At 69.4% G+C, this 15483-nt stretch carries 5 protein-coding genes; 2 read left to right on the forward strand and 3 right to left on the reverse strand.

The annotated features are described in order from the left end of the window. Positions 1 to 43: 43 nt before the first annotated feature. Positions 44 to 1612 carry an ABC transporter substrate-binding protein gene (locus ACWD04_RS26720; protein WP_451136066.1) on the forward strand — a complete coding sequence of 523 codons (1569 nt, stop codon included), beginning with the start codon at positions 44 to 46 and terminating at the stop codon, positions 1610 to 1612. Between the two features lie 267 nt (positions 1613 to 1879). On the opposite strand, the gene ACWD04_RS26725 is transcribed toward ACWD04_RS26720, so the two are convergent. Further along, a complete protein-coding gene (locus ACWD04_RS26725; protein ID WP_451136054.1) occupies positions 1880 to 2341 on the reverse strand; it encodes an RrF2 family transcriptional regulator in 462 nt (153 codons plus the stop codon). A 139-nt stretch (positions 2342 to 2480) separates the two neighbouring features. Next, positions 2481 to 3686 carry an NAD(P)/FAD-dependent oxidoreductase gene (locus tag ACWD04_RS26730; protein ID WP_451136056.1) on the reverse strand — a complete coding sequence of 402 codons (1206 nt, stop codon included), beginning with the start codon at positions 3684 to 3686 and terminating at the stop codon, positions 2481 to 2483. Positions 3687 to 4067: 381 nt separating this feature from the next. Between ACWD04_RS26730 and ACWD04_RS26735 the strand changes: the two genes are divergently transcribed. Continuing rightward, complete coding sequence (locus ACWD04_RS26735; RefSeq protein WP_451136058.1) at positions 4068 to 4502, forward strand: hypothetical protein; 435 nt, start codon at positions 4068 to 4070, stop codon at positions 4500 to 4502. Between the two features lie 230 nt (positions 4503 to 4732). Here ACWD04_RS26735 and ACWD04_RS26740 read toward each other — a convergent pair whose 3' ends face one another. Continuing rightward, the gene (locus tag ACWD04_RS26740) at positions 4733 to 15127 is read right to left on the reverse strand and encodes a hypothetical protein (protein WP_451136060.1); all 10395 of its coding nucleotides are present in this window, start codon (positions 15125 to 15127) and stop codon (positions 4733 to 4735) included. Between the last annotated feature and the right edge of the window lie 356 nt (positions 15128 to 15483).

Genomic DNA, 15483 nt, shown 5'->3' on the forward strand with positions numbered 1-15483 from the left:
ACTGTGCGTCGGGCAGCACAATGAAGGTGAATTTTTCGTGAGGATGTACGCAAGACTGTCCGCACTCCCCTTGGTGACGGCTCTGCTGAGTGGCTGCGGAACGATCGAAGGATTCGGCAGCCCCGGCAACGGGGACCCCATCGTCGTGGGAATGTCCGACAGCGTCGCCGCCACCGATCCTGCTTCTGGCTACGATCCGGGGTCCTGGCTCGTGTTCAACAACGTATTCCAGTCTTTGCTCAGATTTCAGACAGGGTATCTGGAGCCTCGGCCTGACGCAGCGAAGAAGTGTTCGTTCCAGGCGTCAAAAACTGTCTATACGTGCGTCCTCCGCAGTGGGCTGAAATTCAGCAACGGAAACGACCTCACGTCGGAGGACGTCAAGTTCTCATTCGACCGGGCACTGAATATAGATGACCCCGCAGGCCCGGCTCCTCTCCTTTCCACGATCAAATCGATCACCACACCCGACAAGGAAACGGTCACATTTCGTCTCAAGGTTCCTGACGCAACCTTCCCCAGTAAGATTGCCTCGGGGGGTGGTTCGATCGTTGACCACAGGTCCTATCCGGCAGATTCTCTGCAGAAGCTCGGAGAAGCCGTCGGATCAGGTCCATACAAACTTGATTCCATCAGCGATTCCCAGGCTGTTTTCTCGGTCAACGAGGACTACACCGGCAGCGCGCGGGTAAAGAACTCCGGAATCACCCTCAAATTTTATCGGGGTGACCAGCAGGCGCTTGCTTCCTCTCTGACGAACGGTGATGTCGATATCGCATACCGCGGCCTCACCGCTCGGGACATCTCGAGTCTGGAAGGCTCCGAGATTGCCCTCGAAAAGGGAATAGAGGTTGTCGAGGGCAGCAGCGCCGAGGTCCAGCACCTCGTCTTCAACATGAAGGACCCGGTGCTCGGAAAGGCCGGCGTCCGCAGAGCAATCGCCTACACGGTCGACCGTGACGCTCTGATCGACAAGGTGTTCAGGGGGACAGCCATCCCTCTGTACTCGATAGTGCCGACAGGAATTCCGTCCCATAACACGGCGTTCTTCGCCAGGTACGGGGACAGCGGACAGCCGGACAAGGCCAGGCGGGAACTCCGCGCCGAAGGGTTCACCGAGAAAGTAGAACTCACCCTTTGGTCGACCCCGGTCCGGTACGGCCCGTCGACCGATGCAGAGCTCGAGGTCATAGCGAAGCAGCTCAATGACAGCGGCCTCTTCGACGCAAGCGTCCGGTCGGTGGACTTCGATCAATACGAGAAAGGAATTTCTGACGGGAAGTACGGAGTCTATGTGAAGGGATGGGTGCCGGACTATCCAGACCCTGACAACTTCACACAGCCCTTCTTCGGGGAAGGGAATGTGCTTCGCAATGGCTACGAGAACGACGACATCACGGATCGGATAATCCCTACCACCTCCGGAATGACCGATCGAGCCGATACCCGGGAAGAGTTCTATGAACTCCAGGACCAGGTGGCACGAGATGTTCCGATCCTGCCGATCTGGCAAGGCAAGCAGTATGCCGTTGCTTATGAGAACATATCTGGCCTGGGCCTGACTCTCGATCCGTCGACCGTATTCCGGTTCTGGGAGCTCGAAAAGTCCTGAGGGTCTGCTCCAGGCAGAACATCCTTCGGGTGGCGGACCGGGTCGAATTCCGGAGATGCCGGGAAAGCCGATCCGAGCCGGACCTGGGCCGAGGACGAGGGGCGTGGCCGGGAGCACGAACCCTGCCGTCTCGCGCTCGAACCACAACATGCGCGCATTATCCTTCGCGGGGCCGATCGACACACTGTCCGATCCAGGTCATCCCTATTCGATCCGCGACGCCGCCCCAACAGCCGGTGTCAGGGCGGCGGTCGAAGGCCGCCTGAGCTAAGAGAACGCGGACCGCACGATGTGCCTGATCTCGGGGCTCCGGTCGAGCTCCTCCTGGATCTCCCCAACGGTCTGGTCCTTGAGGGCTTGGTGCCAGGCTTGGTCCGCACGCCGCATCGCAGTCTTGACAGCGCACGCCGACGTGGGCGACGGGGCGAGCTCGCCGATCCTGCCGCAGCAACGAATCTCGGTGCACTGGAAGAGCCACGTGTCGCCCTCGATGGCCTCGACCACGTCGAACAACGTGATCTCGCTGAGCGGACGGGCGAGCCGAAAGCCTCCGCGCGGACCAGGGGTGGAGGTGAGCAGCCCCCCTCTCACCAACAGCTGCAGCTGCTTGTTGAGGTAGGGGGCGGGCAGTCCGTGGGCTTCGGCGAGCTGCCCGCTTCCCACCGGGCCACCCCCCATCACGTCCAGGTTGAGAAGTGTGTGGATGGACCACTCGACGCCCTTACTCATTCGCATAATAAGGACATTCTATGTCCTGAAAACCTGTGCCCGGAAGGCACCTGGCCCAGGGCGGTCCGTGCGGCCGGCTTGAAGGCAGGCGACCGCGCGAACCGGCAACGAGCAGGAACGGGCTCGCACCCGGCCGCGCTCAGAGGTTCGAGAAGCGGACAGCCTGCGCCAGGAGCTGCTCCGCGTCGTCGACCGGGGGATAGATCCACAGCGCGTTCACGTTCTTCTTGAGGGTCTTGGCGTCCGCCCCGGTCATCTGGACCACGCGGTCCCAGCCCGCTGTGACGACCGCTCCGGCGGGACCGAGGTCCAGGCAGGTGCTGTAGGGGTCGGGGGTGAAGGGCAGCGGGGCCGTGCCAAGGAGATCGGCCGCCACGTTGTGGCCTGCGTACTTCCCCATGGGGAGGGCGTGCTGGCAGCTCTGCAGCGACTGCTGTCCCTCCTCCACGGTCGCCAGAGCCGTGTCCCCGGCGGCGTACACGTCGGGCACGCCGGTGACCCGGAGGTGCTCGTCCACGGTCAGCCGTCCGAGTCGGTCGTGCTCACCCGGGATCTGCGCGGTCAGAGGACTGGCCGTCATGCCCGCGGTCCACACGACGGTCGCGGCGGCGATCACCTCTCCGTCCGAGAGCGTGACGCTCTCGGCGGTGACCGAATCGACGACGCGTCCCAGACGCTTCTCTATCTTGAGCTCGTCGACCACACCCTCGATGTGCGGGCGCGGTCCGGTGCCGAGCTCCGGGCCGATGACATCCGCGCGGTCGACCAGGACGACCCGGACCTCCTCACCCGCGCCCTCCGTCCCAGCGACGGCGCGCAGCCGCTCGCCCAGGCCGGTGGCGATCTCCAGACCGGTGAACCCGGCTCCCACCACCACTGCGGTGTAGCGGCCGGGGCCGGAGGGCCGCTGCGGCAGACGGCGCAGGTGGTGGTCGAGCGCGGCGGCCGTGGAAAGGGTGTCGATGTCGAACACTTCCTCGGCGCCGGGGAAGCTGGGACGTACCACCTGGCTCCCGGTGGCCAGTACCAGCTTGTCGTAGCGCAGGGTCAGCTCGGTGCCTGTCCGTTCGACGGCCCGGACCGACCGGGCGCCGGTGTCGATGCCGGTCACGGTCGCGGTGATCCGCCGCACGCCGATCGGACCGAGGACACGGTCCAGGGGCACCCGCATGCTCTCCGGGTCCTGCTCGTACAGCCGGGGACGTACGACCAGGTCGTCGCCGCCGCTGACCAGAGTCACTCGCAGCTCCTCGCCGGCCTCTCCCGCCGCGCGTGCGGCCCTCACCGCACCCGCCGCGGTCCACACGCCTGCAAAGCCTCCACCGATGACCAGAATGTCCTTCATGTTCTCCCTTTCGTGACACGCGTCGAACGGGGCACCGACGCCTCAGCCGTTCGGTCGGCCGCGCCCGCTTAATTACGGACCTTACATATCCTGGATATTTTATGTCAAGATTGCGGCACGCATCCCAACATCGCAAGACGCTTGCACATCATGTGTCCCCCCGTCGCAGGACCTCTTCGGCCGAAGGTGCAGGTCTCAAGACCGGGGATTGGCCACCTCAGGTACCCTGGAGGGGTATCTAAACCCTGCGTTCGTCAGGGCCGTGCCACGGCTGATGCGCCTCCCGTACCGGCTGCCGACCGCGGGCGATCCGGTGCTCACCCCACCGTCGTCCCCACCCACTGTGCTGACGCACAACACATCTATCTGATCGGACACACCATGCATACGGCTGAACTCATAGGCGCGATCGTGGGCGCGATTCTCGGAGTGGCGTCCATAGCGCTCGCTCGGCGCGTCCGGGGCGAGAGCCGGCTCTACTCGGCGACGGTCATCCTTCTTCCCCTCGTGTACACAGGCTTCGCCCTGGCCACCGGGGACCTGCGCATCGCCGGGTACGAGCTGCTGATCGGCGCGCCGTTCATCGTGGGCGGTGCCGTGTGCCTGGTCTGCCGGATCCCGCTGTCGGCGGTCTTCGTCGGAGTCCTCTGGATCGCCCACGCGGTATTCGACCTCTTCCACGACACGCTGTTCGTGAACGGTGGGGTGCCCGGCTGGTACCCCGCTCTCTGCGCGGCCATAGACCTCGTCGTGGGTGTCTACGTCCTGTGGATTTCGCGCGCGCTGCCGCGCGCGGCGTTCCTGCCCGCCCGCTGAAGACCGGGGAAGCGACTGCAGGGCGGTCGTGGCCCCACCGGGCCGGGACCACGAACCCGCACCACGGCATCGGAACCGCGCTCCTCGGTGAGTACGGTCCCGATGCCGTAGTAAGGACACCTCGGGCGACGGGCTGGCCGATCTGGCGTCTCGTCGGCCCGAACGGTGCGCGGTGACCAGCTGAACCGGACCCGCAAGGCCGCCCCCCGTGCCCACTCACGGGACAATCCTCAGGCCTCGTTCGCCACCGCGGCCACCAACCGCTCCACCAGCGACTCGTCGTCCCACTGTGCGGGGGCGCCCCCGGTCGCGGTCACTCTCGTCAACGCACGCATCACAGCGTCACGCACATCCCCGACCGCGCCCATCATCTGAGCCCTCACCTCGGCCGCTGCCAGAACCCGTACGGCTCTGTCCGGATCGCTCAGGGAGAACCGCAGCCAGACTTCGTACGGCCCAGCCGGATGCACGACACTTCCAGCCCTCTGGTCCAGCCCAACCTCGGCCTGCCGCGAGGACACGTCGGTTGACGAGCGCTCCGGCGTCGCTTCCGGCACCCTTCGCAGTTCAGGCTGCTCCTGCTCCTGCTCCTGCTCCTGCTCCTGCTCCTGCTCCCGCGTAGCGGCCGAGGCCGTTGCCTCGAGCTGGCTCAGCGCCGCCTCCCCCTCGCCCGTGGCGAAACCGACCGTCAGTTCGGCGGTCGGCAGATACTCGCCCAGCATGAGCTTGGATGCGGTCGACCTGTGGACGCCGAGCACGTCCGCCAGCTGCTGTGCCGTCACCCGACGGTGGAGAGCCTGCAGACGCGTCCCGAAGGCAGCCCGCCGGTCCGCCTCCGCGCCCACCGCCTGGTCCTGGCGGCGCTTCTGTTGCCTGGCAACCATGCTCCGCATACGGCCCTGCTGGGTGCTCACGGGTATCTCGAGCTGCCTCAGTGCCGCCTCCTCGTCACCCCCGGCGAAGCGGTCGACCATCTCGACGGGCGGCAGCCACTTACCCCGCATGAGCCTGTTCGCAGTCGTCTGATTCACCTGCAGCAGGGTCGCCAGCCGACGTGACGACACCATGTTGTGCAGCGCTTTCAGACGAGCCGCGAAGGCCTGCCGTCGGTCCAGATCCCGCATCCGGGTCCGTCCCTGCTGCGGAGCCGCGGAAGTGGCGCCCTCCTCGAGTCGTCCCAGCGCGGCGTACTCCTCGCCTTCGGAGAAGCGGTCCACCAGACGCAGGGAAGGCAGAATCCTGCCCTTCCTGTACTTGCTCGCGGTCGTCCGCTCGACACCCAATACCTCCGCCAACTCCTGTGACATGACCGAGGCGGGAAGAGCCTGCAGGCGGGCGGAGAACGCCCGTTGCCGCTCCCTGCTCGCGTCGGTCACGGCGGGCGGAGCGGTCGCCTCGAGCTCCTGCAGCACGGCGTTCCCCTCGCCCCCCGTGAACCGGTCCACCAGCCCCATCGGCGGCTGATGCCGGCCTAGCAGGTAGGAGCTCGTAGTCGACTGGTGCACACCCAGCACGTCCGCCAGGCGCTGTTCCGTCACCCGACCACGAAGGGCCCGCAGACGGGCCACGAACGCACTCCGGCGGCTCGCCTCATCCTCACGCTCGTCCGCGCTCCCACGCTGCGTCCGGCTCCCGATGGCTGCGCTCCGCCGTCGGCTCCGCTCCAGGATCGCTTCGACCGCAGACTGCCGGCCGGCGGGATCCATGGTCATCGTCTCGTCGTCACGCAACCGGCCTGACAGCCCTTCCTGCCGCTCGGTGCCGTCCGGCACCACGGCAAGCCCAGCCGGAACCGCCTCGCCCGTATCGGCTTCCGCGACCACAGGAAGAGCTCTGGTTTCGAGCTCCATCAGGGCGGCTTCGTCCTCACCGCCGGTGAACCGGTCCGCCATGCCCACGGGAGGCAGTTGTTGGCCGAGCATGTACCCGGAAGCGGCTGCCGGACTCACACCCAGCACCGCCGCCATCTCCCGTGCCGTCACTCCGGTGTGAAGAGCCCGCAGGCGGGCCCAGAAGGCACGCTGCCTGTCCGTGTCCCGCTCCGCGGCCGCCTCGAGTTCTCTCAGCGCCGCCTCACCGCCGCCCTCGGCGAAACGGTCGACCACGTCCGTCGCCGGCTGCCGTTCACCGCTCCTGTAGGCGTTGACCGTCGCCCGATGGACACCCAACAGCTTCGTCAAGTCGTCTGTCGTCACGTGCTTGTGAAGGCCACGCATACGGACAGCGAAGGCATTCGCCTGGGCACTCCGGCGCAGGCTCTGCCCCGTGACGTCGGCCCGCTCCTCCCTCCGCTCCCGTCGCCGTGCGGAAACCTCGCTGCGATGCTGGCTCCTCTGCCGCCTGGCAGCCCTCTCGTTCCGCGCCTCGCTGCGCCGGCGCTCTTCGATGAGTGCGCTCCGCGCCTCCGCACGTCGTACGGCCGCGGAGGCGGCCGCCGTCGAACTCTGGCCCTGCAGATGCGTCCTCAGCGATGCCGCGTAGACCGCGAACGCGCCTTGGCCCCCGGGAGCCCATCCCATCTCCACCAGGTCCAGGAGTACCGACTCGGTTGGCAGGTCCACCGCCCCCGTCACCACCGAGTCGAGCCATTCCCGCAAAGGCACCGGGCGTCCGCCGAAGGGAATTCCACCTTCCGGGACATCCTGCAGGCTTCCGACCGCCGTGGTGAACCAGCGTGCAGCGCCCAGGAACTCCTCCACGGCCGGCCGGTCAGCAGTGAGCGAATCCGCTCCGGCCTCGCTCCCGCCCCGTACGTCGAATATCGAGGACGAGTCGTTCCACACCACCCCGCCGGAGAAGTCGCCAGGACCGGAGAAGTCACCTGTGACGAAAGCCCCGCCCGGGCTCGAGAAGTCCCATGCACCGAGCCCTGCCTGAACCCCTCCCCAGAGATCGAACGGATCACCCCACGAACCGCCGTCCCCCTCCCACCCACCGGACGGAAACAGCCCCGGAGAAGAAACTCCCTCCGCCTCACCGGAGAGGCCGGCAAGCCCTGGGAAGCCGGAGAGAGGCCATGCAGCGGACTCCCCCTGAACCCCTTCCCAGAGATCGAACGGATCACCCCACGAACTGCCCTCCCCCTCCCACCCACCGGACGGAAACAGCCCCGGAGATACCTCGGGAAGCGAGGAAACTCCGAGCGGCGCCAACCCCCCGAGCTGCGCGTCCGGCTCCGGATCCGCCGAGGAGCGCGCAGGCTCCTGGGCACGCGCCTCGAGCGCCCGCAGCCCGGCCTCCCTCTCACCACCGCGTTCGGCAAGCCGGTCCAGCACCATGCCGGAGGGCAGCGTCCGAGTGGTCGGCCTCAGGTACTTCTGCGCCGTCGTCAGGCTCATGCCCAGCAGGTCCGCCAGCTCCTGTGGCCTGATCCTGCCGTGAAGAGCTCGCAGGCGGTCTCCGAGGGCGCGCCGCTCGTCCTCCCTCACATCGCGGTCCGCCTGCCCTTCGCTCCGCCTCGGGCGCCGTGCTCCGACGCGCTCGATGCCTTGGCGCCGCCGTTGCCGCCGCCGGCGCTCGATCGTGTTCCGCGTCTGCTCACGCTCGGCCGACGTGGAGTCGGCCGTCCCGTGCGCCTGCCCCTCCAGGTGGAGCCTCAGCATCGACATGTAGGACGCGAAGGCGCCCTTGCCCGGCGGGTCCCATCCGAGATTCACCAGTTCCAGCAGGACCGACTCGGCCGGCAGTTGCTCCATTCCCGTGGCTATGTCCTTGAGCCACTGGCGCAGAGGAACCGTCCGCCCGCCGATCTCAACACCTTCTGCGGGAACCTTCGGCATCTCCCTTCTCCCTGCGGTGAAATGCCGTGCCGCCTCCAGATACTCCGCGACGGACGGCCGACCGGCGCCGGCCTCGCGGTACTCCGTCCCGCTCCCGTGTACTGCACCGTCCTGTTCCGGAACCGGCAACGCGGGCCCTGCTCCCACCTGTACAAGCCCCTCAAGCCCACCGGAAAGGTCCGCGGGACCGTCCGGGAAACGCTCGCCGTCCCCGTCGGCGGGCAGTTCCCACCACGGACCGCCCTGGGCAATCTCCGCCCCCGTGCCGGGCAGGGCCAGGCCGTCGGAGAAGTCATGCACAGCGAAATCGGGTTCAGGCGTCGGCGAGCCGCCGAACAGGGATTCCGCTCCGCCCTCCGGCTCTTCGGAGGGGGGGCGGGAGTGCCGGTCTCGCGTCCCGTAGGTGTCCAGCACGGCCTGCACGCGCGCGTGCTCCGAGGTGCCGGGCGTCAGCCGGGCCAGCCTCTCCTGGAGGATCAGACGGCTCAGGGTGTCCGCGGACTCGTCCTCGACCAGCGCCATCCCGGCCCAGGGGCCCCGCAAGCCGGTGGCAACCCGGCCCGCACCGCCGGCGATACCGGTGTCTTCCGCAGCGGAGTTCCCCTCGGCCTGCGCTGCCTCGTACCCGGGCGGCGCCTCCGTCGTACGCAGTGTCAGATTGCCGGTGACCCAGCGGGTTCCGTCCGGGCCCGTCACCTGGAGCAGGCCCACCGCGCGCATCTGATGTCCCCGGACGCCCTTGGCCGCGCCGGCCATCGGGGTGCCGAACCTGAGCATTTCGCGGCGCGGGGCGGACTGCGACGCCGACTGCCCGGCAGCCGACCTCGTCCCGGCCAGCGGGCCCGAGTACCCCAGGCGGTCCTCCTGGCCTGGGGTCAGGGGAAGGCTGGTCCCGAGGGCCAGCGTCGGACTCAGGGCCAGGCCCGCCTGGGCGGCCGTCCCGTCGTTGGCGATCTCGATCCGGTCGATCGCGGTGTCCAGGCTGTCCGATTCGCTGCGCGGCGCGAAGATCCGTACCTGGATCGACGTCTGCGCGCTGCCCGGCCCGCCGAGGTACGGGGCGGTGGCCGCAGGGGACTGCAGGGTGAGCCTGCCGTCGGCCGCCAGTCGGGTCAGCCGCAGGAACACGCCCTCCGACGAGGCAGGTGCGGTGTGGTCCCGCTCCTCGCCGAGGGACCGGTCCGCTTCACGCAGCGCCCGGGCGAGCTGGGGAGCCCCGTCGAAGTCGTACACGGCGAACGGCCTCTTCGGGATCCAGGGATCGCCGCTCAGGAGTTCCCGCGTCCCTACGGGCAGGCCCATGTCGATGGCGGCGCCGTTCTCCGGATGGGCCAGTGGGTGGCCCGGGTCGAACGCGAAAACTGCCGGAACAACCGCCGGGACGACGGCCTGGGGCGTGCTGTCCCCGCGCGGGGTCTCCGCACCGTTGAAGCGGAGTGTCACGTGGGCGTTCAGGGTGCCGCCCGCCGTCACCCTGGCGTTCGGCATACGCCCGAACAGGTCGTCCAGGTCATGCTGCCAGCCGAGGGGAAGGAGGCCGTACGCGCCGGCGGCGAGCCGCGCCAGGCCGGTGGTCCGGACTGCCGCGCGCGCGCCCTCGGCTGCCAGCCGTGGCAGACGGACGATCAGCGCGTCGTCCAGGGGCACGGCCCTGACCTGGACGCGGTACTCGTACCGGAGGGCGAATTCGGAGGTGTCACCCACGGTGCGCTGCCAGGTCCGCCGTTCGCGGGTGGAGGTGGCACTTTCCGTGTGATCGGTTCCGCGGCTCATGCCGAAGGCCGGACGTATGCGGTAGCCCTGGGACTGCCCCATCGGCACGAACTCCGCCTGGGCCGACACGGCAGTGGTCCGGGCATGACGGGTGGTTCCCGGTCTCGGCAGCGCGGTGCCCTCGCCGTCGGTGTGGCCGAGCACGTTGTCGAGACCTGCGGTCCGGAGCGCGAAGCGGCCTCGCGCCGCGTCGAGATCCTCGGCGGGCCGCGCTCCGAGCGCCACCTCCACGAGCATCGGCCCGAGCCAGGAGCGGTGGACGAAGTGGAAGGAGGTCCTGCCTCCGGGACCTGCGTTGACGAGACTCCGCAGTCCCAGCGAGGTGCCGTGCTCGTTGATCCGGGTGAGCACACCGGGCAGGTGTGTGGTGCTGCCGGGCCGGGTCACGCCGGGCGCGACCCGCTCCACCTGGGCCGTGATCAGGTCCTGGAAAGCCGACCGCCGGACCGGTGGTTCCGTTTCCGGCTCGACCTCGGTCACGGATCCGAAACCGAGTTGTCCGCCACTGCGGACGAACGACACCGGCAGCATGCGGTCGTACGGTCCCGGGTCCGGCGGCACGGGTACACCGTCGAGCGCGAACTCCGGGTGGTTGATCACGTCGTTGTCGTTGAGCAGGAGTTCGACGGCGTCAGGGATCTCCAGCACCGCCGACTCGCTGCGCGTGAACCGCGAGGCCGCCCCGGCGGCGATGTTGCGCGGGCCCGTCCGCACGGTGACCTCGTACGTGGCCCGGGCGGAGTAGCGGCGGGCCGGGACGTCGTTCTCGGTGGTCACGCGGAACGCCGCGGATGTGTCGTTGAACGTGTCGCCCTCGGTGACCGCACGTCGGTACCCGAGGCGTCCCGACGGTACGAACGGGCGGGCCGGGTCTCCGTAGGTGCCCGCGAGGCCACTCCCGTAGAAGTGTCCTCGGCTGTGGTTCTCCGTGTGGGTGGAGGAGTCCACGGACTGGATCCAGCGCTCGTAGTCCATGACACCGGGTGCCGGCAGGGCCTTCAGGTCCGTGAGCCGGCCCTCGACCTCGACGGTGATGTCCGTGCCGTGCAGGACGCCCGAGGTGCCGATGCCCTCCAGTACGTAGGAGTCGCGGAAGATCCTGGGCCCGTTGGCAGCCATGTGATGCGGCGAGAGGCCGGTCTCCAGGGCCTCCTGTGCCATTCCTTCGGGGCGCAGGAGACCCTCGCCGGCCACGAACTGCTCGGCTGCCCGGAGGACTCCGCCGGCCGCCGTCCCGTACACCGTGCGTGCCACGGGCGCGCTTACGGCCTGCTCCGGCACTGCGGGGGCGGCCACGTCCGGTTCCCGCTCCACGGGTGGAGCGGCGGCGTCCTGCGGGTACGCGCCCGGTACCGGCTGTGCGTGCGGCGCCCCGGCCTCGGCCGCCGCACGGGTGGCCAGCGCCTCCAGCAGGCTGTTCACCGCGCGGCGGATGTCGGCTCCGCCGTGCACCCGTTCGTAGACCGCGGTCTCGGGCGGCCGCACCGTGGTCCCGGTCCGTCGCACGTCCCGGACGGCGGGCGGCCGGGGTTCGGCGAGCTCCTGGCGCGGCTCGGCGCTCGCCTCCGCCAGGGTGCGGTACGTCGGCAGTGCGAGGCGGATCGAGCCCTCGTCCTCGCGGGGTGCGGGCGCCTCGCCGTGGCTCCAGGACATCTCGGTGTGGTAGGTGACGGGGACGGTGAAGACCTGGACTCCGTCCGCGGTGGGGCTGAGGGCGTAGTACTCCTGTCCCGTCCCGGCGCCCCTCCCGGTGATCTCGGAGTCGGCCCAGGTGCCGCCGCCTTCCGCGGTGAGCCCTTGCAGCTCCAGGTCACCCCTGTCGTCGAACGGGTTGGTCAGGGACACCTGGCCCGTCAGCGTGTACGCGCGCGGTGTGCGGCCGACCTGTTCGTCCCCCGCCACGGTCGAGCCGGTGTAGTTGAGGGTCTGGACGTCCGCCAGCCGGTGGTCGTGGGTGACCCCGCCGTCCTCGGCGCCCTCGACATAGCGTCGTGCGGCCGCGAGCCGGACGGAGACCCGCTCGGTGCCGGCCGTCAGTGTGGGCAGTTCGAACCGGACGGTGTGTCCGCCCTCCACCATCTCGTCCGTCGTGCTGCGCAGTCCTGCGGAGGAACGGAACTGGTCCAGCTTGCGCATGTTGTTCAGCCGCTGGATCTGGAGGCCCTTCTCCAGCGGGCCCCGGTACACCCCGTCCTCGCCGGGTGGCAGGAAGCCGTGGTCGCGGAGCCAGGTCTCCAGGTCGGTGAAGATCCGCTGGGTGCCGTGCACCGCGAGCGGGGTGGTGGACACGTTGAGCGCTCGCAGGTGCAGGACTTCGGGCGGCAGGTGACGCCTGTCCCCGGGGGTGCCGGAGACCGTGGCCTCGGCGGGGATCCGCAGGACCACGGGGTAGCGGGGAGGCTCGGGATGTGCCAGAGGACTGCCGGGTTCGGGCCGGTGCTCCCTGCCTGACGGCCGTACGAGGGTGATGTCGAAGACTGCGTCGGCGTTCTCCCGGAACAGCGGCTTGCCGGTGCGCAGCGAATGGGATGTCCTGGCACTGCCGCCGGCGTTCAGTGTGTGGGTGACCTGGTGCTGGATGCCGCCCTGGCCGGTGAGCGCGAGTCCGGGCCGCTCACTCCCGGTCCCGGGTCCGGGCGGGGCGAATCCGCCGGTCAGCGCGGCGGAGATGCCGAGTGCGTTGGCGACGGAGGCACTGGTGGTGAGCCTGACCGATCGCAGGATGTGCGACTCCAGGACCGAGTTCCGGGTGGGCGGGCCCGCGACGCGGTCCGGTCCTGTCCGCTCATGAAGGTCGGCGTGGACGCGGAGCATGCCGATCACGGACCCGTCCTCGGCGAACAGGGTCGGTGACGCGTGCCGGCCGCCGGTCAACAGGGGCATGGCGCCGCGGACGTTGCCCTCTGCGAAGAAGTGGCGCAGCTCGTCCAAGGAGGTGTCGGAGAGCCCGGCGAGATCCCGGGCGAAGGAGCGGAGAACGTCCGCGAGCAGCCTGTCGGCGTGGGGCACGGTCTCCGTGGCGAAGAGAGGTACGCCGTGGAGCACGGTGGCCAGCGGGGCGGGGCGGCGGGCCGGATCGCTGTAGTCCCGTGTGCCCGCGCCGTTGTCCGGGGCGGTGAGGTGCTGGGGGAACCAGACGGTCAGCCGCTCCTCGCCGTCGGAGCGCTGCGGACGGTGCCACTGCTCGTCGGGCCGGACCTCGGTGAGAGCGCGTGCCAGGTCCGTGACGGGGGTGATCTGCCAGTCCATCCGGTATTCGACCGGCCACGAGCGCTCGCGGCTGCGCAGGAGAACCATCGGCTGCACGGTCGCGGCGGCCGAGACGGTGGTCGTCGTCTGGTTGTAGGTGAGTCCGACCTGCGGGGTGAGGCTCAGCCGGCCGAACCAGCCGGTGTCCGGGAACTGCCAGGTGTGGGCGTGGCTGAGGCTGAACGCCCGGAGGTCGCCGGTGCTCTGCGTGTCACCGGTCTCGCTGATACCGAACGTCCAGCGCTGGATGTTGACCGGGGGGCCGTCCGGATTCTCCATCTGTTCGATGCCCGGGTCACCGTGGCGCGGGTCGATGAGCCCGAGGCGCAGCGCGATCCATGCGGTGCGTCCCTGGTGGGGTATACGCAGGGGCAGCCCGTGCTCGCTGAGCAGCCGGGCCCATTCGCTGCTGAGGAAGCGGGGGGTGAGGGCGGCGCGTACGGCTGCACGGAGGCCGGTGTCCTCGCCGCCGTCGCCTTCGGCCTGCTGGATGACCCGGTCCTGGAGCCAGGCGACTGTCGCCTGGGGCACCGGGGCGAGGTGGACGAGGCCCTGGGCTCCGTCGCGTCCCGTGCCGAACTCCGTCACCGAAGGGCTGAGCCCGGGGCCGGCCTGCGCCGGGGGGGTGTCCGTGGCGGGAGCGGCGGCCGTGTCCGGCACCTGGTCCGCTGCCGCCAGGGGGGTCCGGGGGTGTGTCTCCACCGATTCGGTAAGGGGGGCGGACCGTGCGGGCGGGTTGTAGGTGTCCAGTGCGTCCTGCACCCGTGTGTGCGCGGGGGTGCCGGGGGGCAGCCGGTCCAGCCTCGCCCGGAGGATCCGGCGGTTCAGCGCGTCCGGGGAGTCGCCCTCGACCAGCGCCATCCCGATCCACGGACCCTGTCCCGCGCCCGTACCCGATCCGGGGCGGCCGGGGCGTTGCGAGGCGATGACCTCGAGGGCCCGCAGCCTGGCCTCGGCCCCGTCCGCCACGAGCCGTCCCACCAGACGCGCGGTAGGAAGGTTCGGGCCGGCCGATCTCAGGTATCCGTTGACCGTCATCACACTCACGCCCAGGGCTGTCGACAACTCCTTCGCGGTGAACCGCGTGTAGAGCGCCGCCACGCGAGCTCTGAGTGCGATTCGGTCCTGTTCCGTGACCGGCGCGGACGGAGCGTTCTGTTCCAGCGCCCGCAGCCCGGCCTCGGCCCCGGGCCGGGCGAGCAGGTCCGCCACAGCGATGGACGGTACGGCGGAACCGCTCAGGAACTTTCTCGCGGTCGACTCGCTCACGTCCAGCGCGGCGGCCAGCTCACCCGCCCCCACTCGCCGGTGAAGAGCCTGCAGACGGGCGCGGAGGGCGGGCTCGTTCGCGGCCCGGTCCTGCCCCCTCGTGGCTCCTCCCGGCGTCAGGTGCCTCGCTGTCTGCCCGCCGCGCACCGGTTCCGCGTCCCGTGCTCCGCCTCCGCTCCGCCTCCGCGCGAGGAGCGCACTCCGTGCCCCGTCACGCGCGGCCTCCGCGTAGCGGGCCGCCGAAGAGGTCTGTGCCTGCTGGTCTTCCCTCAACAACGACAGGTAGAAGACGAAATCACCGCTCCCGGCCGGATCCCAACCGAGACCGGCGAGCTCCAGCAGCACCGACTCGGGCGGCAGTTCCACCGTCTCCGCGACGACCGAGTCGAGCCACTCTCCCAGCAGAAGCCACCGCTCACCGGCAAGAACGCCACCGCGCGGTACCTGGTTCAAGCTTCCCCCTTCCCTGGTGAACCGCCGCGCGGCCTCGACGAACTCCACGGCGGTCGGCTGATCGGCCTGTACCGCCCACTGGTCCGCCTGCTCCCCCTGCATGACGGCGCCGCCCGAGAAGTCGAGCGGCTCACCCCACCCAGCACCGGCCTCGAACCCACCGAACGGAACGGACCCCGCAACCACCCCAGACGCCGGAACCCCACCGAACAACGACGCCCCACCGAACCCAAGATCCGGCCACAGCCCCGGCACCGCACCCGCACCCTCCTGCAAACCACTCAAGAAGTCGAGCGACTCACCCCCCACACCACCCGCCTCGAACCCACCCACCGGAACAGACCCCGCAACCACCCCAGACACCGGAACCCCACCGAACAACGACGCCCCACCGAACCCAAGATCCGGCCACAGCCCCGGCACCGCACCCGCACCCTCCTGCAAACCACTCAAGAAGT

This window comes from Streptomyces sp. NPDC002911 (genome assembly GCF_053591835.1).

Excerpts from the sequence above, each read along its gene's own strand:
- ACWD04_RS26720 (WP_451136066.1), top strand. The coding sequence starts at position 44 with ATGTACGCAAGACTGTCCGCACTCCCCTTGGTGACGGCTCTGCTGAGT.
- ACWD04_RS26725 (WP_451136054.1), bottom strand. The coding sequence starts at position 2,341 with ATGAGTAAGGGCGTCGAGTGGTCCATCCACACACTTCTCAACCTGGAC.
- ACWD04_RS26730 (WP_451136056.1), bottom strand. The coding sequence starts at position 3,686 with ATGAAGGACATTCTGGTCATCGGTGGAGGCTTTGCAGGCGTGTGGACC.
- ACWD04_RS26735 (WP_451136058.1), top strand. The coding sequence starts at position 4,068 with ATGCATACGGCTGAACTCATAGGCGCGATCGTGGGCGCGATTCTCGGA.
- ACWD04_RS26740 (WP_451136060.1), bottom strand. The coding sequence starts at position 15,127 with ATGCAGGGGGAGCAGGCGGACCAGTGGGCGGTACAGGCCGATCAGCCG.